The organism is Candidatus Dependentiae bacterium (assembly GCA_026389065.1).
Taxonomy (GTDB): domain Bacteria; phylum Babelota; class Babeliae; order Babelales; family Chromulinivoraceae; genus JACPFN01.
This window is the reverse complement of the sequence record JAPLIP010000058.1, coordinates 1-21287: the sequence shown is the minus strand read 5'-3', so window position 1 is coordinate 21287 and position 21287 is coordinate 1. Positions and strand designations below refer to the sequence as shown.

At 35.0% G+C, this 21287-nt stretch carries 19 protein-coding genes and 3 tRNA genes; 3 read left to right on the top strand and 19 right to left on the bottom strand.

The features are described 5' to 3' along the window. The 11 genes from NTU89_04270 to NTU89_04220 form a co-directional block, all read right to left on the bottom strand. The coding region (locus tag NTU89_04270) for a hypothetical protein (protein ID MCX5923743.1) at window positions 1-423 on the bottom strand (423 nt) is incomplete at its 3' end. Between the two features lie 272 nt (window positions 424-695). Beyond that, a tRNA-Met gene (locus tag NTU89_04265) sits at window positions 696-772 on the bottom strand. An 80-nt stretch (window positions 773-852) separates the two neighbouring features. Next, on the bottom strand, window positions 853-2409 hold the full coding sequence (gene secD / locus NTU89_04260) for a protein translocase subunit SecD (protein MCX5923742.1): 1557 nt from the start codon (window positions 2407-2409) through the stop codon (window positions 853-855). A gap of 260 nt (window positions 2410-2669) precedes the next feature. Then, window positions 2670-2756 (bottom strand) — tRNA-Leu (locus tag NTU89_04255). Window positions 2757-2813: 57 nt separating this feature from the next. Next, window positions 2814-4247, bottom strand: a complete 1434-nt coding sequence (locus NTU89_04250) for a hypothetical protein (GenBank protein MCX5923741.1) — start codon at window positions 4245-4247, stop codon at window positions 2814-2816. A 21-nt stretch (window positions 4248-4268) separates the two neighbouring features. After that, entirely contained in the window at window positions 4269-4730 is a 462-nt protein-coding gene (locus NTU89_04245) for a pyridoxamine 5'-phosphate oxidase family protein (protein ID MCX5923740.1), read from the bottom strand. 39 nt (window positions 4731-4769) lie between these two features. Further along, entirely contained in the window at window positions 4770-5897 is a 1128-nt protein-coding gene (gene hemW, locus NTU89_04240) for a radical SAM family heme chaperone HemW (protein ID MCX5923739.1), read from the bottom strand. A gap of 26 nt (window positions 5898-5923) precedes the next feature. Further along, window positions 5924-6439 carry a hypothetical protein gene (locus NTU89_04235; GenBank protein ID MCX5923738.1) on the bottom strand — a complete coding sequence of 172 codons (516 nt, stop codon included), beginning with the start codon at window positions 6437-6439 and terminating at the stop codon, window positions 5924-5926. Between the two features lie 20 nt (window positions 6440-6459). Beyond that, window positions 6460-7329 (bottom strand): DUF58 domain-containing protein, encoded by an 870-nt coding sequence (locus tag NTU89_04230; GenBank protein ID MCX5923737.1) that lies wholly within the window; start codon window positions 7327-7329, stop codon window positions 6460-6462. Window positions 7330-7332: 3 nt separating this feature from the next. Further along, entirely contained in the window at window positions 7333-8565 is a 1233-nt protein-coding gene (serS, locus tag NTU89_04225; GenBank protein ID MCX5923736.1) for a serine--tRNA ligase, read from the bottom strand. Window positions 8566-8709: 144 nt separating this feature from the next. After that, complete coding sequence (locus NTU89_04220; protein ID MCX5923735.1) at window positions 8710-8994, bottom strand: HU family DNA-binding protein; 285 nt, start codon at window positions 8992-8994, stop codon at window positions 8710-8712. 143 nt (window positions 8995-9137) lie between these two features. On the opposite strand from NTU89_04220, the gene NTU89_04215 reads away from it, so the two are divergent. Together NTU89_04215 and NTU89_04210 are read left to right on the top strand one after the other, a co-directional pair. Next, window positions 9138-9959: a TatD family hydrolase gene (locus tag NTU89_04215; protein MCX5923734.1), complete on the top strand. Its 822-nt coding sequence runs from the start codon at window positions 9138-9140 to the stop codon at window positions 9957-9959. A 70-nt stretch (window positions 9960-10029) separates the two neighbouring features. Then, the gene (locus tag NTU89_04210) at window positions 10030-11421 is read left to right on the top strand and encodes a sodium/proline symporter (protein MCX5923733.1); all 1392 of its coding nucleotides are present in this window, start codon (window positions 10030-10032) and stop codon (window positions 11419-11421) included. Between the two features lie 18 nt (window positions 11422-11439). Here the strand turns inward: NTU89_04210 and NTU89_04205 are convergent, their stop codons facing one another. The 6 genes from NTU89_04205 to NTU89_04180 all read right to left on the bottom strand — a co-directional run bounded on the left by NTU89_04205 (window position 11440) and on the right by NTU89_04180 (window position 15913). Further along, window positions 11440-11907: a metal-dependent hydrolase gene (locus NTU89_04205; protein ID MCX5923732.1), complete on the bottom strand. Its 468-nt coding sequence runs from the start codon at window positions 11905-11907 to the stop codon at window positions 11440-11442. A gap of 60 nt (window positions 11908-11967) precedes the next feature. Beyond that, entirely contained in the window at window positions 11968-13608 is a 1641-nt protein-coding gene (locus NTU89_04200; GenBank protein MCX5923731.1) for a SpoIID/LytB domain-containing protein, read from the bottom strand. Continuing rightward, window positions 13595-14110 carry a ribonuclease HI family protein gene (locus tag NTU89_04195; protein MCX5923730.1) on the bottom strand — a complete coding sequence of 172 codons (516 nt, stop codon included), beginning with the start codon at window positions 14108-14110 and terminating at the stop codon, window positions 13595-13597. The genes NTU89_04200 and NTU89_04195 overlap by 14 nt, the downstream gene beginning before the upstream one ends. Before the next feature lie 18 nt (window positions 14111-14128). Beyond that, a complete protein-coding gene (locus tag NTU89_04190) occupies window positions 14129-14833 on the bottom strand; it encodes a hypothetical protein (protein ID MCX5923729.1) in 705 nt (234 codons plus the stop codon). Window positions 14834-14889: 56 nt separating this feature from the next. After that, window positions 14890-14966, bottom strand: a tRNA-Ile gene (locus NTU89_04185). 77 nt (window positions 14967-15043) lie between these two features. After that, window positions 15044-15913 carry a TIM barrel protein gene (locus tag NTU89_04180; GenBank protein MCX5923728.1) on the bottom strand — a complete coding sequence of 290 codons (870 nt, stop codon included), beginning with the start codon at window positions 15911-15913 and terminating at the stop codon, window positions 15044-15046. 127 nt (window positions 15914-16040) lie between these two features. On the opposite strand from NTU89_04180, the gene NTU89_04175 reads away from it, so the two are divergent. Beyond that, window positions 16041-18755: an SMC family ATPase gene (locus NTU89_04175; protein MCX5923727.1), complete on the top strand. Its 2715-nt coding sequence runs from the start codon at window positions 16041-16043 to the stop codon at window positions 18753-18755. Between the two features lie 9 nt (window positions 18756-18764). Here NTU89_04175 and NTU89_04170 read toward each other — a convergent pair whose 3' ends face one another. Together NTU89_04170 and NTU89_04165 are read right to left on the bottom strand one after the other, a co-directional pair. Next, entirely contained in the window at window positions 18765-19811 is a 1047-nt protein-coding gene (locus NTU89_04170) for a hypothetical protein (protein ID MCX5923726.1), read from the bottom strand. A gap of 182 nt (window positions 19812-19993) precedes the next feature. Continuing rightward, window positions 19994-21145 carry a hypothetical protein gene (locus NTU89_04165; GenBank protein ID MCX5923725.1) on the bottom strand — a complete coding sequence of 384 codons (1152 nt, stop codon included), beginning with the start codon at window positions 21143-21145 and terminating at the stop codon, window positions 19994-19996. Window positions 21146-21287: the final 142 nt, after the last annotated feature.

Genomic DNA, 21287 nt, shown 5'->3' with positions numbered 1-21287 from the left:
AGCGCAGATAACGGCATCATAACAACCAGCTGCAGTTGTAGAAGTTCTTCCTACGTTTCCAATAAACACAACTGATATTCCAGCTGGAATTAATCCAAGATTTGCAGTCGTAATAAACAGTTCCGTGTAAGATCCATCTGCAAAATTAGGAGAATAAATAAAGCTTGAAACTGGAGCTCCCCCAAGAGCTGGAGCTTGGATATAATTTGTACCTGGCACATATGGCGCAGTTAACGCTACTGTATCTCCTGCTGCTTTTGCTGCGGCTGCTGCGGCGGCTGCTGCGGCAGCTGCGGATGGATCTGTACTGATTCCTTTTGCCATAGCTACAACGTTAACAATATCTAGAGCGCTTGGCGCACCAATGATATTAAATGCTGCACAAAGCATACCCATGGCAAATATTTTAAAATTTAGCTTCATAACTTTTCCTTTTTTTTATTAATATTTAGCTATTCAAAAACTCAAAAATTTATCGATCAAGTTAATCCTTAGATGCAAAAATTAAACTAACATAATTTATTTTTTATTGTCTACGATTACTATAAAATTCACAAAAAAAATCAATCAATAAGTCATAACATTAAATCATGCCGACAACTTTTGATTGATACAAATGATTTTTTTTAGATTTCTGGATCCTGTGATCAAGTCACAGGAAATAAGAACTTCATAATTTTTTGAATTGAGAAAAATGGTAGCGACGCAGGGATTCGAACCCCGGACCTACAGATTATGATTCTGCCGCTCTAACCAACTGAGCTACGTCGCCACGAAAATTTCAAGAAAGGTTTAAGTTTTGAAGATCCCCGCAGATTGCGAGGATCAATCCAATAACTATAGAAATTATAACTAAATACTTAGTTTTTGTATATCAAAAACACGCAAATAAAATTTAAATAATGATTTTAAGAAAAACAATCCAGTAATAAGCGTTGTTATGATACCAAGCATCATCGTTACGGCAAATCCTTGGATAGGTCCTGTTCCAAAATAAAAGAGCACCGTTGCAACAATAAAGGTTGTAATGTTTGAATCTAAAATAACCCACATTGCTTCAGAAAAGCCATCTTCCACAGATGCTGAAACAGAAAGTCCTTCTTTAAGTCCTTCTTTGATTCGCTCATAAATTAAAATAGAGGAATCAATTGCCATACCAACCGTTAAAATCATTCCTGCTATTCCAGGAAGTGTTAACGTTGCACCCATTAAAGCCATTAAAAGCATTAACAAAATCAGATTGTAAACCAGTGTGAAAAATGAAAATACACCAGCAATACGATAATAAACCACTCCAAACATTAAAAGTAATGCGAGGCCAATTAAGCATGACATTAAGCCTTGTTTAATTGCTTGCTGACCAAGTGTGGGCCCGATTTGACGCTCTTCAACAAAATCAACTTTTGCTTTAAAAGCACCAGACTTTAGAAGCTTAGCTAGAGCAGTTGCTTCATCAGCTCTGTGATTTCCAGTAATGCAACCTTTAGAACCAATTGCTGATTGAATATTTGCAGCTTGGATAACTTCATCATCAAGAACGATCGCTAAAGTTTTTCCAATATTTTCACTCGTGAGTTCATGGAAACGTTTTCCACCTTCTTCATCAAATTCAAAGCTCACAACTAAATCGGTGCCAAATTGTCCACCAAAATCAGTTTTTGCAGTTTTGAAATATTTTCCAGAAACTGGAGAATACGTTGGCAGCAAATAATACATTTTGCCTTCGCCCATGCCACGGCTTTGACCAGGAAGAATCATTGTTCCTTCTGGAAGATCATGATCATACTTATTTAAAAGAGCTTCTCTGCTTGACGCGCTATCTTCGACCAATTTAAATTCTAAAACGGCTGATTTCCCAATCATCATTTTTGCTTGATGAGGATCACTCACATTAGGCAACTCAACAACGATTTGTTTAATCCCTTGTTTGCTGATGTGAATTTCGCTCAAGCTCGAAAAACGACTACGAAGAATTTCAATGTTTGCTTCAACCGCATCAGCTAGAAGTCTTGCCAAAACTGCTTCTGAAATTGATACTTCTAAGCTTGCGCCAACAACTTTATATTTTAGTGATTTTTCTTCTGACCTAAAAAGGCTTTCTGCTTGGCCTGCAGAAATTGTTGAATTAAATTTAAAAACCAGTTCATCGCCACCGATAACTGGTTTTCCATCTAATTCTATATTGTTGTGCCTTAAAAGTGATTCAAATCCACGAACTTTGTCGTTTAAATAATTTTTTGTTACATCATCTTCTTGAACCTCTAACGTGATATATGTACCACCAACCAAATCAATTCCCCAACGAATATCTTTTTGACCGTATCGATACAAATAACCAGTAGTTGCAATTGCAAAAAAGATCCATAATGAAAACCCTGATGTAAGGGCTTTTTGAAATGAACGATTCATAAGTTTCTCTCCAGACTCTATGATTTAAAAAATACCGATTCAAAAATACTAATTTCAAAAACTCTTTTGTAGCTAATATAAATTATATCTCAACTGCCTTTGATAGCGACAGCCAGTCATTTTTATCGTCCTGACTTCGTGTCTCGCTATCACTCACTTACTTCATCGGACAGCTTTCGCTTTATATTTCAAGCACATTTCTTCAATTATTACTTTGGGCATTCAGTACTGGCCGTGCCAGCTGAAGCTTTAGTGAAAGCTGGTGCCGAAGAAGGGACTTGAACCCCCAAGAGATTTCTCTCACAGCCACCTCAAGGCTGCGTGTCTACCAATTTCACCACTTCGGCAAATGCGTTAGATATTCTAACAAAAACAACGATATTTTCAACGAAAAAAGAAGACTTTTAATACCCAAACAATCGACAAATTAATTCTTGGAATTTACAAACAAGGCACTTAACGCAACAAACCAAAATTGTTATCCAATCTGAAACCTTTGTCCATACAACTTGAGCACCACAATAAACGCTACATGCCAACTTACGATACCAAATATTATTTTCCGCTTCTTGCTTTTGCTTTTTCTTTTGAGCCTTTAATTCTTGCGCTTCTTTTTCTTTTAATGCTTGCGCAGACTCCCAAGAACCTTCTGCTATTTTTTCTTGCTCGCCTACTCTGTTTTTAATTATTAAAAGATCGCCCTGCTCATCTTTTAATAATAATGTCTGTAGGTCTATTCCTTTAGTATGAAGCGTTGCCACATTCGTTTGAATTTGCGTAATCGTTTCATCAACCTTGCCAACCAATTTTGTTTGAAGATATGGCAACAAATTACTTTGTAAGTAAGTCATTTTCTGTTCAATGTTTTTACTAAAATTATCCATTTCATAGTATAAAACACGAGCTTTTTTATCATCAAGCTCATTACCGATATCTTTAAAGTTATTCCAAGCTCTTGTTTCAAGCCCACGGCATGAATCAATTTCTTTAAATGCTTTCATCATGGTTTTATCTATTTGTTCATCTAGATCATCAATTAATTTTAAATCTTTACCGACAACTTCAATTTGTTTTTGCTCTGCTTGCACTTTTGTTTTGAGCGCTCGCTCTGAGTCTGACAAATCTCCACCGCGGTACTTAGCAGCCTGGTCTAAATCTTGTAAAACAGCCTTTAAAAGTTCTTCAATTTTACCCTCTTGCAGACCAACTGTTTCGTAAAACTCATCGATTTTTTTGCCAGCACTATTAACTTCGTTAACAAACTTCATACGAAGATCTGCAGCTTTTTGAACAGAACTACGAATAGATTCAAATAATTGCTCACCTTTTTTGTACCAAATTCTTTTCTCTAACCAATTTCCAGCAGAATCAACATTGAGCGTATCAAGCCCAGTTGTGGTAATTGCATGAACATCTACCACATCATCTTCATCACCTGAATCACTAGATGATGAGGATTGTACTTTTGCAACAACCGCAGATCCTGGTGCGGGAATTGGAGTAGGCATAGGCGCTACTTTTGGCATTCCAACCTTAGCAATTGGCATTACTTTTGCCTCTGGCATTGCTTCTGGAGCTGGCATTTTAGCTTCTGGCATTGCTTCTGGAGCTGGCATTTTAGTCTCTGGCATTGCTTCTGGAGCTGGCATTTTAGCTTCTGGCGCAGGGGCTGCCTCTTCTGCTGGAATGCCTGGAGTTGCTGCTTTTGCAGCAGCATCTGCAGCAGGCGCCTTGTCACCAAGGCTAGCAAAAAGATTTGCTAGTGAGCCACAAGCATGAGGATTGTACAGCATAACAATTAAGCTAGAAACTATAACAACTCTGTAAAAAGACTTCATAAATACTCCTTTTAAATTAAGTTACAAAGTCTTTGCAACTTCTTTTAATTCATTAAATAATGCCACAGAAAGCTCTTCTGCTTCCCATGAAGTATAGCTCCAACGAACGCCAGAATCAACCTTGCTTAATACTGAGCAATCAGACTTAATATCAATAATATCAATATGAACAACGTTCATTAATGGATGAACCATTGACGGAGCTCTTACCACTCCAGCGCGACCTAAAATACTGTAGGCGACATTGCCTTCTTCCATAAAACAGATCATCACCTTTTTTTGCCAAACCATATTTAAATAGCCTTGGTGACCCTTATGAATTGAAATCAAAATGCTTTCATATCCCTTTGGATAAATAACTTGAATTGGAGTTGTATGCGGTACACCTTTGTCAGAAAATGTTGCGAGAACACCAACCACTTGGCCTTTTTTTAATAACTCATACAATTCTTCAGGAAGTTTTACCCCTACATGTTTTGCCATAACAAAAACCTTTCCTACAAATAATTAGTAACTTAATTTCTATGATTCAGAAAATAAACGAAGAGTTACTTCGTTTTCAAGAGCATATCCTTTTGGAGTTAGTCTGATAACTCCTTGAGATTCTTGTAGCAATCCAGCCTCTTGCAACTGAACTACTCCTTTGAAAAAATGATCCTTTTGTGATTCGGTTGCATCAAGCATATAATCAGCAATCAGCAATCCTTTACGCTGACGCAAACCTAACATAATTTTTTCCAAAGATATTTGCTGTTGAGTCAAAAGCTCAACTTCATCAATAGGAGACTCATTTCCTGCCATTTTAGCAAGATATTTTCCCAAATTTTTTCCATTTTGACACCGAACGGTTCCATTAAAAGAACAGGCTCCAAGACCAAATCCCTTGTACGCTTTTCTTTCCCAGTACGCAGTGTTATGACGTGACTCAAACCCTGGCTTTGCAAAATTTGATAACTCATATCTTTCAAATCCATGAGCTTGCAAAGTTTCGACAGCCCATTCATACAAATCAACTGTTTCATCGTCTGGCGGCAATGTCATTTTTTTAGTTTTAACTTTAAAATATAATGGCGTATCTTCTTGCACCATTAAAAAATAAATAGAAATATGCTTAATCGGCCAATTCATAGCCTCTTGAATCATTGATTTCCACTCATCAGGACTTACACCAGGAAGCCCCAATATAAAATCAACAGAAACATTGTCAAAATATTTTGACGCATCAGCTAAAACGTTATACACATCTACTGCTGTTTGATGACGATTCAATGATCTCAGGACTTGATCTTTTAAACTTTGAACACCGATGCTCAGTCTATTAATCCCAGCCTTATGCCAAGCTATTAACAATTCTTGAGTCACGGTTCCAGGATTTACCTCGATGGTTACTTCAGTGTCTTGATCAAAAATAAAATGTTTTTTTAGTATAGCAAACGTGTCAAGTAGTAGATCTGCTGGATAGGTGCTTGGAGTTCCACCACCAAAATAAATAGTTTTTAATTTCACTTTTTGACCAGCAAGCTCATTAAATTGCTCAATTTCTTGCACCAATGCCAGATGATAATCTTTCATAAATTGTTCATGTGACGCCATCGCAACAAAATCGCAAAAATGGCATTTATATGGGCAAAAAGGCCAATGAATATACAAATGTTCTAACCGATTGAATGAATAACTCAAGAGTTTGCCGCCTGTGCCAGGTGAGCACTTGTTTCATGAATAACTTTTTTAGAAAACTCTATATCGTCTCTGAGCATTTGCTCAAAAACAGAATCGTATGCAAATTTAATTTGGAATGAACGATCAAAAAATTCTTTTAAAGTAGCTTCTAAGCGCTGTGAAACAACGCCAGAAAGTTGATCTGCGATTTCTTTATCGGTTTTATCAAGAAGTGAAATAGAATATCGCTTGGATAAATATACTTTTAAAATCATCGTCACTTTAAAATATGCTTCGTGAATCGCTTCATCAGAAACATAAGTTTGTGATTCTAATCTGTACAAATCTTGCAATGCTACTTGATCAATGGTCATTTTGCGAGCACCATAAAAATAATTTTTAAAGAAACGAACCAATTTATATAAAAGCAAAAAGCTCACAATTCCTATAAAAAAGTAAAAATATGTTGAATGCCACCACGGATGGTACCAAACACCATATACATCAACAAGTCCACTTTGTTCAGCGCTCATTTTTTCTATTTCCTACGAAATTAATAGATCATTCTTTTTTGAAAAAACATAATTAAATCATGCATAAATTGATCTGGAACCTGCACATTTAATATGTCAATTCCTGACTTTTGCAGAATTTTTTTCTGATCCTGCAATCTCTGCTGCAACCCGCTTGCAATCCCATGCTTTTTGCTTGAAGTATTAATCAAGGCTAATTCACCGGATTCACTATCTTGCATCCAAACCAATCCTATATTTGCCATAGAAGTTTCTTGTTTATCATGACAAGAAATCGCAATAACCTCTTTGTCAAAAGTAACTTGCTTTAAAGACTTTGTAAAATCATCTGCTATAAAGTCTGAAATAACAAATAAAATTGATCTTTTTGCAACACGAGCAGCTACATAATCAAATAATACATTTAAATCAGTTTTTTTACCAGTAGCCTTATAAGAAAAAAGCTCTGTCAATAATTGTTGCGTGTGATTTTGCCCACAAGATGGTGGTATCATTTTTTCAATGCGATCTGAAAAAAATATTAATCCAACTTTATCTTTGCCTTGCTCGCCAGCTAAAGATAAAACTCCTGCTATTTGCTTCATGACATCTTGTTTTAAATACTGCCCTGAGGCGAAATTTGTAGACATTGAAACATCAACACAAATCATGAATGTACGATTTCTCTCTTCATGATACTGACGAACAAACATATTATCAGGGCTTCTGGCAGAACTTTTCCAATCAATTAAGCGAACATCATCGCCATACTGATAAGATCTAAGCTGATCAAATTCAAACCCAAAACCTTTTTGTCTAGATTTATTGCTGCCAATTTTTGACCCACTAAGCATACGACGAGTATGAATTTCAAATTCTTTAACTCTTTGTGCAACTTCTGGTGAAATCATACATTACCATCCTTGCTGCAATAAACATTCAGGTAGTTTAATTGAGCCATCCTTTTGTTGATATGTTTCCATCAAGGCAACCATCAATCGTGGAAGAGCTAGCGATGATGCATTTAAGCTGTGAGCATATTCAGTTTTGCTACCAACGTTTTCACGATAGCGAATTTTAGCACGACGAGATTGAAAATCTGTACAATTGCTTGCTGATGAAACTTCATAGTAACTTCCTTGGCCTGGCATCCAAACTTCTAAATCATAAGTCATAGAAGCCTGGAAAGAACAATCTTGTGCTGCAAGAAGAGAAACTCGATAATGAAGACCAAGCTGTTTTAAAATATCTTCACCACATGCAACCATGCGTTCAAGTTCTTGATAAGAATCTTCAGGCTTGGTAAAAGAAACTAATTCTACCTTTTCAAATTGATGTATTCGAATGAGTCCGCGCTCGCTAGCTCCATGTGTTCCTGCTTCACGACGAAAGCAGCTTGTCCAAGAAGTTAGTCTTTTTGGAAGATCATTTGATTCAAAAATAGTATCTCGATAATAATTCAACAAACTTACTTCAGAGGTTGGGATCATGTACAAATCTTCTCCCTCAATTTTGTACACCCCGTCAGCAAATTTTGGTAATTGGCCAGATGCTTCTAATGATTTTGTATTAACCATGTATGGTGGCAGCATTGGCTCAAAACCATGCTTAACGTTATTTTGTATCATAAGCCGGGTAAGTGCATACATTAACTTAACTGACTCACCCTTATACCATGCAAAGTTAGATCCTGTTACTTTTGCAGCTGCAGCGAAATCAAACCAACCTAAATCTGTCCCCAACTTCAAATGATCTTTTGGCGTAAAATCAAAAACAGCCTTAGAGCCAAAGCTTCTTACTTCTTTGTTTTCTAATTTTCCACCAACAGGAACCCGTTCATGCATAATATTTGGGCATGCAAGATATGCATCTGAAAAATCTTTTTCTACTTTTGTTAGCAGTAATTCTTTTTCTTTGAGTTGCTTTCCAATTTCTATGGATCGATTGCGAACTTCCTGAGAGATCCCGCCACTAGCCTGTTTTGCTAGATCATTTTTTTCTTTTCTTAAAGACTCAACTTCAATTGAAAGTTGTCTAAATTCGACATCTAAAGATATCAAAGAAGCTGTGTCAAAAGATGGATCTTTTTTTAAAATTTCTTGAGTAAACCACTCAGGGTTTTTACGAAGTTCTGCTAAGTCAACCATATCAAAGCTCCAGCAATTCAAATTTGTAATAAATATAATGTTTAATTTCAACAAAAGAATAAGGTCGAACAGAAAACTGTGCGACCTTACAATGGATAACTATTTTGCAAGGCGAAATAAATTCAATCTAACCTTACTACCTTATTAAAACTGAACTTTACGCACTACTTCACGTAGGTTTTTTCCAGCTTTGAATTTAGGTACTGTTACGCTTGGAATATTAATTTTTTGTTTAGTTGCTGGATTGATACCTTTGCGAGCTGAACGCTCTGAAATCCAAAAGCTTCCAAATCCAGTGATAGATACTTTTTCACCTTTTTTTAGACAACGTTCGATAATACGAACAACTGAGTCTAAAACTCTAGCGATATCTTTTTTGCTGAAAGTTGTTTCTTCGCTTAAAGCGTCGATCAATTTGGTCTTGTTCATGGGATCTCCTTACTCATACATATAATGGAACACTGCTTATCCACTAAACTTTGATAGTTTCTGTAAACTAGAGTAAATTTATTTAGCTGTTTGTCAAATAAATCTATATGAAAAACAAAAAATTTTAGCTTTAAAGGCTCAATATGCTGATTGAAACACATTGCCACATGAATCTTATGATTCGAAATTTTACAGAAAATAAAAATTTTAAAGCGCTCTCTGATCAAGAATTAATGACATGCAAAAATATTATTGACGATGCTGCAAGTCGCGACGTGACAACCATCATCAACGTTGGAACAGATTTAAACGAGAGTCTACTGTGCATAGAAATTGCAAAACATTTTGAAAACTGCTTTGCAACAATTGGCCTGCACCCAAATGACGCTCAAGATAATTGGCAAGAAATAGTTGAGTCTTTTAAAAATTTAGCCGCGCAAAAAAAAGAATTAAAAATTGTTGGAATTGGCGAATGTGGAATCGATAAACATTACCCTGGATATGATTTAAAAAGGCAGCAAAATCTATTTGATGCTCAAATCCAACTAGCCTTGGAGCACAACCTTGCGCTTGTTATTCACTCTCGTGATGCAGACATTGAAACATATGAAATTCTTGCTAACTATAAAAATGAACCAAACTTTAAAGGCACGATTCACTGTTTTTCTTCTGATGAGATCTATGCCCAAAAATATATTGACCTTGGATTTGTTTTGGGAATTGGTGGCACTTTAACCTATCCAAAAAATGAAATTTTACGAAACGTCGTCCGATCTGTTCCATTAGAAAAAATCATTTTCGAAACAGATGCTCCTTTTTTACCCCCACAAATAATTCGTGGTAAACAGAACTCCCCAGCCCAAATTAGAACCGTTGCCGATTTTGTTTCTGAACTTAAAAACGAGCCGATTCTAAAAGTTATGGAAGTTACTGCTAACGCTACAAAAAACTTATTTGGATTGTAAAAAAACAATGCTTCATGCATGATAATTGCTTAAAGGCAGTGCTTAAAATTTTTCAATCGTAAGGATATCTATGTTCAATGCCATGCTTGCAGCATTTACTCTTTATTTTTCTCTTCTTTTGGGAATCGGGGTTTATTTTTATAGAAAATATCAAAGTCATAGTGAATTTTCTTCAGGGGATAGATCTTTAAGCTATTGGCTTACCGCAATCAGCGCACAAGCAAGTGACATGAGCGATTGGCTTTTTATGGGATTTCCAGGCCTGATCTATGCAGTCGGACTTTCTGGTATCTGGTTTGCTCTCGGGCTTATTATTTTTATGTTTTTAACATGGACGTTTATTGCTTCAGAGCTTCGAAAACAAACAGAACAGTATGACAGCCTGACCCTTTCATCATTTTTTGAAAAAAAATTACAAGACAAAACAAACATTATAAAAATAATAAGTGGTATATTTTGTCTTTATTTTTTCACTTTTTATATTGCCGCAGGAATAGTTGGACTCGGGCGAGTGTTTGAAATTGTTTTTGAAATTCCATACCACACAGGAATATTTTTAGGCCTCAGCTTATCGCTCGTCTACACGCTGCTAGGTGGTCGCATGGCAGTTGCCTGGAGTAATGCGTGCCAAGGTGTTTTTCTTCTTGCATGCATCATGCTTGTTCCGCTGTATGCCGTCTACTCTAAGCTTGGTGGCTTTATACAACTTTCAAACTCATTACAACTTTTTGGCGCTGACTATTTTTCACTTTGGCCAACTGGTGGAATAATTGCAACGCTTTTGGCTCTTTTAACATGGGGCCCTGGGTATTTTGGACAGCCACATATTTTAGTTAGTTTCATGGGAATTAATGACCCAAAAAATATTTCTAAGGCTCGCATTATTGGAAGCTCGTGGCAAATTTTAGTTCTAAGCTCTGCTGTTTTAGTAGGAATTGCTGGCAAGGCTATGTTATTTCCAGCACTTGCAAACCGTGAACTTGTTTTCATTGTTATGGTCAAACAGCTTTTTACGCCATTTGTTGCTGGATTTATTTTATGCTCAGTCCTGGCAGCAACGGTATCAACAATAAACATTCAATCTTTAATTTGTGCATCACTTATCTCACAAGATCTTTATTTTCCACTTTTTAATCCAAATGGAACAGACGCACAAAAAATGTTTTTTACCAGACTTGCAATATTTATCATCCCAGTCATTTCATTGCTCATTGCATGGAATGACTCGCTAAACGTTTTAGAATTAGTTTTATATGCATGGGCAGGCCTTGGATCAACCTTTGGCCCAATGGTAATTTTAAGCCTATATTCAACCAGATTAACACGCAATGGTGCAATCGCTGGACTGCTCACTGGCGGACTTACTGCAATGCTTTGGCCAATTGGTGCCAGTGTGCCAACGCTTGTTGCTGGCTATGCAATCAGTATGAGCTCTGCGCTTTTAGTCTCGAGATGCAAATAAGATTAAAAAAACCTAGGCTTAAGAGTAAAAATATCTTTTAAGCCTGGTCCCAACTCTATCTAGAACAACATGAGAAACTGATCCTGCAAAGAAAAACCAGCAATTTGCTATCATGACGTTTTCATAATATCCACACATTGATTTGACGCAAAGAGTTGCTGCTAAAGAAATCGTAAGCAAAAACCAAATGTGATGAAAAACTCCTCGATGACGAACCAGAATAGGAATTACCGCTAAAAAAGTTGCGACAACAAACAAACAATATTTTTGCATGATGATTAAATAGATCAAAAAGAAAAGCAAAAGAGTATAAAATACCTTTTGCCCTTTACTTTTAACATCAATGTCTGGAAACAAGGCTCCAAGCAAACAGAAAATTAATCCTTGGAAGATAGTGTGAACCGACGGCTCGCTGTTCTTAATCAATTGCAAAATACCCAAATAGGTAATTAAACCGCCTATCAAATGAACTCTATAGCTTGGCATATACTTATCCCACTCGATTTATCCCCATCAAGTTACACAAGTCGCATTTTGCGAATGCAACTATCTTTGATAGGTTAATTTCATTAATTTAGTACCTGGGTAATAATATTGCAAAACTTGTACAAAATTCCAATGTTCATCTTTCACAAGCGACGAAGCTCCCCACTGGCAAAGGCCTCTGTGGTGTCCAAACCCTTTACCATGAATGGTCAATTTTTTATTTGCATCTTTTTTCAAATTAAAACAATAGCTTTTAATTTCAGGAAACAAAGACTTCATTTTCTTTTCTGTAATAATTATTTTTCGAGAACCAATATTAATTAAAACTTTTCTAGCAACCCCAGCTTTATCCTTTTTGTAAACGGTAATATCTACAATCTTTTTAACGGCAGGAAACTCTTTTTGCACTCTTTTTAAAACTTCTTCGTAAGAAAAACTATTTTCCCAACTAAAAACTTTAAACTTTGAACAGAATGTGCATGGATATTTACGAGCAAGGTATGGAACCTTTGCACAATCATTCATATCCCCAGGAATCACTCCTCCACAACAAATATCATATTCTGTAAAGGCTGGTTTTCCATCATATGAAATAAACATATCTTTCGTTTCTTCAATCGCTTTTTTTAATTTGTCGCAATTGTGCATACCCTTGTATGTTTGATACTGATTATTATTTCCAATGTGATATGGCTTATTTTGTTTTTGCGCAAAAAGAACATGCCAGACTAAAAATGTTCTGCTTGCCAAGGCAAATACTTTATTCATCTCATGTTGCCATCCTGGCCAACCTTCATGATGCATAACCGATAACAAATAGTCATCAATGTCTAAACTATTTATTAAATAAAAATTCTTTTTTTCTTGAAACAAGACAAAGGATCCAAGATATGAATGATCCTTAAAATCAATCGAGCCGACATCTTTTTGTAAAAACTGCTGCAATATTTTACGAGGTAAAGCTGGAACAAAATCAAGCAACATTCTTTGTAAAACATGATGCAACTCTGCTAAAAAGAAAGCATGTCTAAAAACAGGATCATTTTTCAAACTTTTTTTATCTTTTGAGGATAACTCTTTGCAGGCTAACCCATCTATGAAAAGCGAAACTACCTGCTCTTGGAAAAATTGCTCACCATAGTCAGACATTGTTTCTAAGGCTACAGAATGCTCAGAGGCAATGGTGCTTAAAAAATCTTTTGAAAAAACATGAGCCACTTCTTTTGTATACAAGCTTAAAAGATCATAGTTGCATTTGTCCTGAGCCCCAAGATGAACAACAATTTGATCAAACAGTGGAAATAATGGCTCTGCAAGAATATTTAAATCCTCATAAGAATTCTTCAGCCAATTTGAAACATATGAATTTAATAAAGCAACATGCGCCTTAGAAAGCATTGGAGTGACATATAAAAGTTTTCGGGCTGATGGCTTACCATTCAAAAAAAGCGAACCATTTTTGCTCTCAATTTTCAAATTATGATCTGAGCAATCATACCCCAAAGAAAGCTTTGTATTATCAGATATGATAAATCCATTTTTACAATGAAGTTCGACTGTATGATCTTTAGAACTAGAATCACTACTGTTTTTTTCAATTAAAACTTTAACATCAAAAGCATAGGCGGATGTGAATCTAAAAAGCAACGCTATAATTTTAATGATTTTTGATGATTTATTTACCATGTTAAATAATTTCATGCTTGCTTACAATGTCTAAAAACCTTTTAGGCAAAAGAACATTTTTATCAATTCCTCTATTTGCTAAAACATCAGCACGAAGGTTAAACTCTCGATAAACATGACAGAACTTGACATTGTATCCTTGCATCATTTCGTATGCAAGATGCTGCATTTTTTTTAAAAGAGGATTGCTTATTTTATAAGTACGATTCATCTGACGAACCAGCAACTGAGAATCAGAATAAATAATTAATTTATCTTTTTTATCCATGAATTCATGAACAAAAAAAAGACCAATCAATAAAGCAAAGTACTCTGCTTGATTATTGGTTCTTTGTCCGAGAAAAAATCCCTGCTCACAAACTATTTCTTCTTGTCGCATTAAAGAAAATCCTGCACCAGAAGGTCCAGGATTATTACGAGACGCACCATCAATGTGCATAGTCCAACTACTATCCAAAGGCTTTTGAGATAAACATTCTGGATCTTTAGATAAAAAAGTAAGTTGTTTGTTTTCCATAACTATCCACAATGTTTGTTATTTTTGTTCACAATATAAGAAACGATAACAATCTTTACATTGTAATAATTCATATTTTTGCAAAGCTTGCAAATCTCTTGACGATATTAAATAAAAACAGGCTCCGCAAGAATCTTGCGAAACTTTAACAACCGGATTTTTTACTCTACCACGCATGTTTTCGTACAAATCAAGCCACTCGTCTGGGACAAGGCTTAGTTTCTCACTACGATCTTTTTGCAAATTATCAATTTGTTTTTGAGCATTTAGAAGCAATAATTTTTCAGCCTCAATGCCTTGATTAATTTCTGCAATCTCTAATTCAGCTTTATGATGTATTTCATTATATTCTTTTTCGGCAGTTTCTAATTTGTTTAAATGCTGCAACATTTTCTGCTCTTGAGCATTCCGTTCATGTGTAATGTTTTGCAACTCTTTATTTGCAGCTTCATATTCTTTTGCAGAAGATACAGCCTGAGAAACCTCAATTTGATGCTTTTCTTGATCTTGAAGACTTTTAACTTGTAACTCTTGGGAATCTAATTGTTTTTTTATGTCACGCTTTTTAGAAGAATTCTGTTCAAGCTGCTTTTGAAACATAAGCAATTGATCATTCATTTTTGAAATTGTTTTTTCAATAACGCTTTGTGTTTTTTCTAATTCACTAAAGCCTTGATCAAATGTTACTAAGTCGATAAAATTTTGAAATTTTTGATTATTCATATTTTTCCTTTACCGAAAAATGGATAGAGTTTTCAAGAACAATCTTGGATTTTTTTTGGTGGGCCCACCAGGACTCGAACCTGAGACCTTTCGGTTATGAGCCGACTGCTCTAACCAACTGAGCTATGGGCCCCCAAACAAGACTTACTTTAATTAAAGCAAGTACATTAAATGTAATTCATTTTTTAATTATTGTGAAGACAAGAATTTTTAGACTTCCCAACTTGTCACTCTTTTTAGGACATCTAAAGATCGTTCATCACTGCAAGATGCGGGTAATTCCATTAAAATAGGAATGTTTTTACAAAATTCATGATTCATAAACCATGATAAATTGTTTTGCCCCAATATTCCATCTCCAGGAATCTCATGCTTATCTATATGCGAGCCACAAAATTCAGTTGTGTCATTAATGTGAAGTAATGCAATTTGATCTTTGGTAAATATATCTTGCATAAGCTTAAAGAAGTCTTCTCGCCCAGACTCGTCTGTTAAATTATATCCAAAAACAAATGCATGTGCCGTATCAATGCAAAACTTAACACGATTTTTTTGTTCTATGTGCTCCAAGAGCAAACCAAAATCCATTAAATCGCCACCAAAATTTCGGCCTGCGTGCGGAATGTTTTCAAGGATAAGTGTTATGTTTGGAACTTGGTATAAAAGCTCATTTACAGCATTTGCAACATATAGAACCTGATCTTTTTTATCTAATCGTTCTCGAGTTGCTCCAACATGGACCACAATTCCATCACTATTTAATCGACTTGCCCCATGAGCTTCTTTGCATAAAGATCTAAATTCCTTGCTTCCAACATCTACTAAACTTGACCAATAAGCAGCATGGACATAATGCAAAAAACCTAATTCTTCTTTTTTAGCAGTAAATTCACGAACTGTTTTATTAAAAAGTGGCACATACGAACCAGATTCATCTAATAAAAAACTTTGAACAATGGGAACTTGCATCTGCTCTACGGCCTGCACAACATCAAAAATTCCATTTCTCAGTCGAACATGTAAACCAACCAGCCGATTATTTTTATTTTTAATGCTAGAAACCAAAGATTTATCTTTCAATAATAATGCCTTTAAAAAATAAGCTTTTGCTTAAAGCCTCATTACATACTATACTTTTTTCATATTAAAAAACCAGCTCTAGCCTATCATATCGACAGGTTAAAAATCATTTCTTGAAAAAGCCTTTATGATCCCACACCAACTTCAACTCAAAAATTTTTTAAGCTATGGTCCTGAACTTCAAACTATTGATTTTACCAATTATCATTTAATTTGCCTGACTGGTAAAAATGGCCATGGAAAATCAGCACTCCTTGACGCAATCACATGGGCGATTTGGGGACAAGCAAGAAAATCATCTGGAAATAGTAAGGCTGATGCAGGAATTTTACATCTTGGACAAAACCATATGATGGTGATTTTGGAATTTGAAGTAAATGGTCAAAATTACCGTGTACGACGAGAATATTTACAAACTAAATCTAAGCCATTTGCATCTCTTGATTTTGGAATAAAACAGGCTGATGGCAAACTCATTGCTTTGACAGATAAAACCATAAAAGACACTCAAGAAAAAATAGATACAACCATTGGCATCACCTATGAATCTTTTGTAAATTCAACATTTTTGCGCCAAGGCCAATCCAATGAATTCTCAAAAAAATCACCAAAGGAACGCAAGGAAATTCTTGCACAAATTTTGCAACTGCAAAAGTTTGATGAGCAAAAAAAAATAGCTATTTCCTACGCAAAAAAATTAAATCAAGAATCTGTTGCAAAATGCAGCATTCAAACTCGCATTGAGCAAGAATTAATTGACTTAGCATCGGTTAAAGAATTACAGCTTATTTTAAATGAGAACATCCAAACAGTAAGCTCTCAAAAAAAACAAAATGATGAAACAAAAGCTATTCTTGTAGAAAAAAAACAAACCCTACTACAAAACATAAAAGAGCTTGAGCTGCTTGAAATCCAACATAGCAATTTAAAAAAAGACCTGAATTTAACGAAACAAGAAATAGAAACAATTGCTAAAAAATGGCATGAAACCCAGCTAGCAATACACTCAAAGACTGATATAAAAAGCTTAGAACTCGAGTCAAACAACCTGCAAAAATCATTACAAGTCTTTCAAGAATCTTTTCATAAAAAATTACAGCTCAAAGAACAATATCTTGCAACCAAAGAAAAATTAAGCCTCGCAACAAGCTTGCTAGAAAAAGAGTTTGAAAAGAAACAACAAGAACTTAATCTACTTTCAACAAAACAAGAAGAACAACTAAAACAAGCCGTACGCCAAGAACAATCAGAAACAATCGTCTTGCAAAGTTTAATGCAAGAGCTACAAAAATCTCAGGCTGATATTTTATCACAGCAAAAAGACCTGCAACAAATACAAGATCAAATTGAAACCGGTAAATTAATAGAAGAGCTCTTTGAAAAGAATAAAATATTATACCAAAGCCTTTGTTCGCAAGGAACATACTTAAAACAGCATGCTACAAAGCTTGATCAAGACATAGAAAAGCAATCTACCCAAGAGTGTCCAACCTGTCCTCTCTGCGATCAAAACTTAAGCAATGAGCACAAGAAAGCCTTAAATCAAAAATTGCTACTCGAATCATCTCAGGCTCAAAAATCAGTCCAAGAAATTAAAGAGCAAGCTTCTTTAATAAAATTAGAATTATCTACTCAAAATGAGCAGCTAAAAAGCTTGAAAACAAAACAAGAAATCATGATAACTCTTTCTGCTAAGGTAGTTGAACATGCAAAACAGCATGAAAAATTAATACTCCAACATACTTTACAAGAAAAAACAGTAACAGAACGATCAAAAGAGAAAAAAGGTCTGCAAGATATTTTAAGCTCGACAATGTTAATTTTAGAGCAGCTCAAGAAAAATCATTTAAATGCTATGGGATCTCATGATTTTCAGTTACTGCATAAGCAACTGCAAGAAATTGAATTTGAAGGTAAGAAATTATCATACGATCCTATTGAGCATAAAAACATTGAACAAAAATATGCGTCTTTACGAAAAACATTAGAATCAACTGTGTCAGATTCTGAAATTATCAAACATCAATCAGACAAAAAAGCGCAGCTATTTGAGCTGTTTAATAGAGCTCAATCAATTACCGATCAAATAAACTTGATACAAGAAAAACTAGAAGCCCTTCAACAGATTAATGCATTATCAAAAGAACTTTGCGAGCAAGAATTGCTCGTAGAAAAAGAGCTATCCTTAATCAACTCAAAGTATCAAATACTTCTTCTTGAAAAAGGTTCTTTAGAGCAAAAAGAAAAAAAGCAAATTTCACTCAACCACGAACTTGAACATCTGATAAAACATATAAAAAGCGTCCAACAAGAATTGTTTGATTACCAAGAAATTGCAAAAGCTCTTGGCAAGGATGGCATTCAAGCACTTTTAATCGAACAGGCAATACCTGAAATTGAACATGAAACGAATTTAGTGCTTGCACGGCTTACAAATAATCAAACACAAATCTTTATTGAATCGCTAAGAGATCTTAAAAAAGGTGGTTCTCGAGAAACACTTGATATTAAAATATCAGATCAATTTGGTCTGCGAGACTATGAACTGTTCTCTGGAGGAGAAGCCTTTAGAATTGATTTTGCCTTGCGAATTGGCATATCAAAGCTTCTTGCTCGCCGAGCAGGAACAACACTTCAAACTATATTTATCGATGAAGGATTTGGATCTCAAGACGAAGAAGGCCTTCAATTAATTATGGATAATCTTTATAAAATCCAAGATGATTTTGCAAAAATCATTATTGTTTCACACCTTCAAGAAATGAAAGAACAGTTTCCTGTTCAATTTGTTGTCGACAAAAAAAGATCTGGCAGCGTTGTCTCGGTCGTTCATCAAGGATAAATTTTTTATTTACAGCAAAGCCATTTTTGCAATAATTACTCGTGAACTTTTCTCAGATAATTCAATCATTAAAAGCACTTGAGCATACAATAATTTCTTGTGCTTTACCGATCTCACTTTGTCTATTTTTGAAATAAGATAAGAAAATCTTGATTTAGACAGCGCCTGTTTTTTACCAACGGTTAAGCTCAACCCTGTCCATTTTTCAACTATCTTTATAGACTTTAAGACTTCATCTTCTAAACAGTTTTTTATAGCATTTTTAATCATTTTATTAGGATTAGCATGAGAAACAATCCAATACTGATAAGCTTTATATGTCAAAAAAGAGATTCCGACTATGCCAGCTGATGCCAATGCAACATATGTAAGATCCATAATCTCTGGCTTGGCTATTTCAGATGGTAAAAACTGATTTTCGGATTCCAAAGACTTGTTTTCAGGATGCTGCAAAGTATCTGCGACCTTTTGATTCTTAGCTTTAAAAAGATCTTGATCTTCTGATTTTAGATCGTTCAGTTGTGGCAAATCTTTTTGTTCTAGATTTTCTGATGGGGTATTTTCAAATGAAAAATTTTCGTCGGATAGCAACTCTTCTGTTTTTTCAAGAGACTGCTCTATCAACAGCTCTGTCTCTTTATTTTTCTGAAGCTCCACCATTCTATTTTGAAGTGCTTTTTGTACAGATTCTGCCATCTCTTTTCTTCTGGCTTGATCTTGTACTATCTGATCGGCCATGATTACTACGTGTGCTTCGATAGCATTTTTAGCCTTTATTAATTTTTCATAAAAGGTTTGTCCAGCTGCGTAGCCACTGTTTTTTAAATGCTTTCCACCTTGATAAAAGCCATTGATTATATCTGATAATGCAACAGGCCTAACAAATTCTTTATCAGATGATTTATCACAGTTCCCCGAGACAATATTATTTTCAGAATTTTTAACAAATTGAGTTTGATCATCTTGGCTTGTAAAAACATTTGAGTGAGCCAAAACAAAAGCTAAAAAAATAAATTTCGATATATTTTTAGAACATGAGACGCGATCTATTTTCATATGCAATCCTAGAATAATATTGTAAACATTTCATACTTCTAGAACAAATCCTTTTATGCATAAAATTATAGCGCATAGCACTTATAAAACAACATAAAAATACGGCTCAGTCTATTTCTAAACTGAGCCGTATTTTTATACTAAATTCATAAGATAATGTTTACCCTATGATTTACTTTGTTTTAATTTGATTTGCTAAAAGGATTTTTGCTTGAAATATATGCCTTGATAGCATGACGGTAAACATATGTTTTATAAGCAGCATATGAAACAGTACCAACGGCAACTGTAAGAGCTGCTGTCGTCGCAACTTTACCACCGTTTTTATATCCAAACAGTTCTTTATCCCAAGTACTTGCTTTTAGATTTTGAAACAAACTCAAAGGCTCTGTCTTTCTAGGTGTTTCTACTGTCGGTATTGATTCTGTTCCAGCAACTTCTGATGTGCTTAATTTAACCTCTTCTGTTGCATCTGTCGATGTTGATTCTGTTCCAGCAAATTCTGGTGTGCTTGATTCAACCACTTCTGTTGCATCTGTCGGTGTTGATTCTGTTCCAGCAACTTCTGGTGTGCTTAATTCAACCACTTCTGTTGCATCTTGAGCATAGTTTGCATATTTTTTATAAACAATTGTCCCTGCAGTACCTGCAAGAGCCATGCCTAGTCCAACTTTTCCACGCACAGGAATAGCTTTCATCGATTTAGCAGCCTGTAAAAGAATAGTCGGTTTTTTAGCAAAACCTGTAACAGCAGAAGCAGCTACAACCGTTGTAGGAGTAAACTCTTTAAAGCTTCCACCTTCATTATCAAAAACAGATTCTTGATTGCTAGAGTTTCTACGATTTAACAATTCTTGAGTTGGCCTTGGAGTTAATCTATTTTTGAATGCTGTCCGTAGATTTCTAAGATCTAATAATGCACCAGATCCTGGCTTCATATATGCAAGCTTTGCATCATTTTGATTAGCTTTGCGAACTATATCAAATGGAGTAATTCCAGAAGCTAGCAACAATTGCGGATTTGCTTTTAGTTTCAAAGATTCCAAAGCAAGATCTTTATGTGTTTCCTCAATAAACGTATTCATTTTTACTATTGCAGCTCTATCAGATTGACATTTTTCAAACTGTTCTGCAACGCCCTGGGAAACAACTCTACCTTTATATGTAATAACCTTATTTTTAGGCTGTATTCTCCAATCTGAATCTGAAGTAACCTTATCTTTACATGTCATTGCTTTCAGACCTTCAACATATCTAAGATCGCTAGAAGGAGCTGATTGAACAAAAGACACTGTCAAACAAGATAGCGTAATTAACATTAATTTATTTTTCATGATAGAACCTCCATTAGGTTTTTTTAATTTTTCGTTAAAACAGCCGATTCTTCTTGGGAAAAACCCTTAGAAAAATCGGCTATTTCTTATATCAATTTTAAGGTCAGAATTATTACTAATTCATGACGATGTATGATTATCT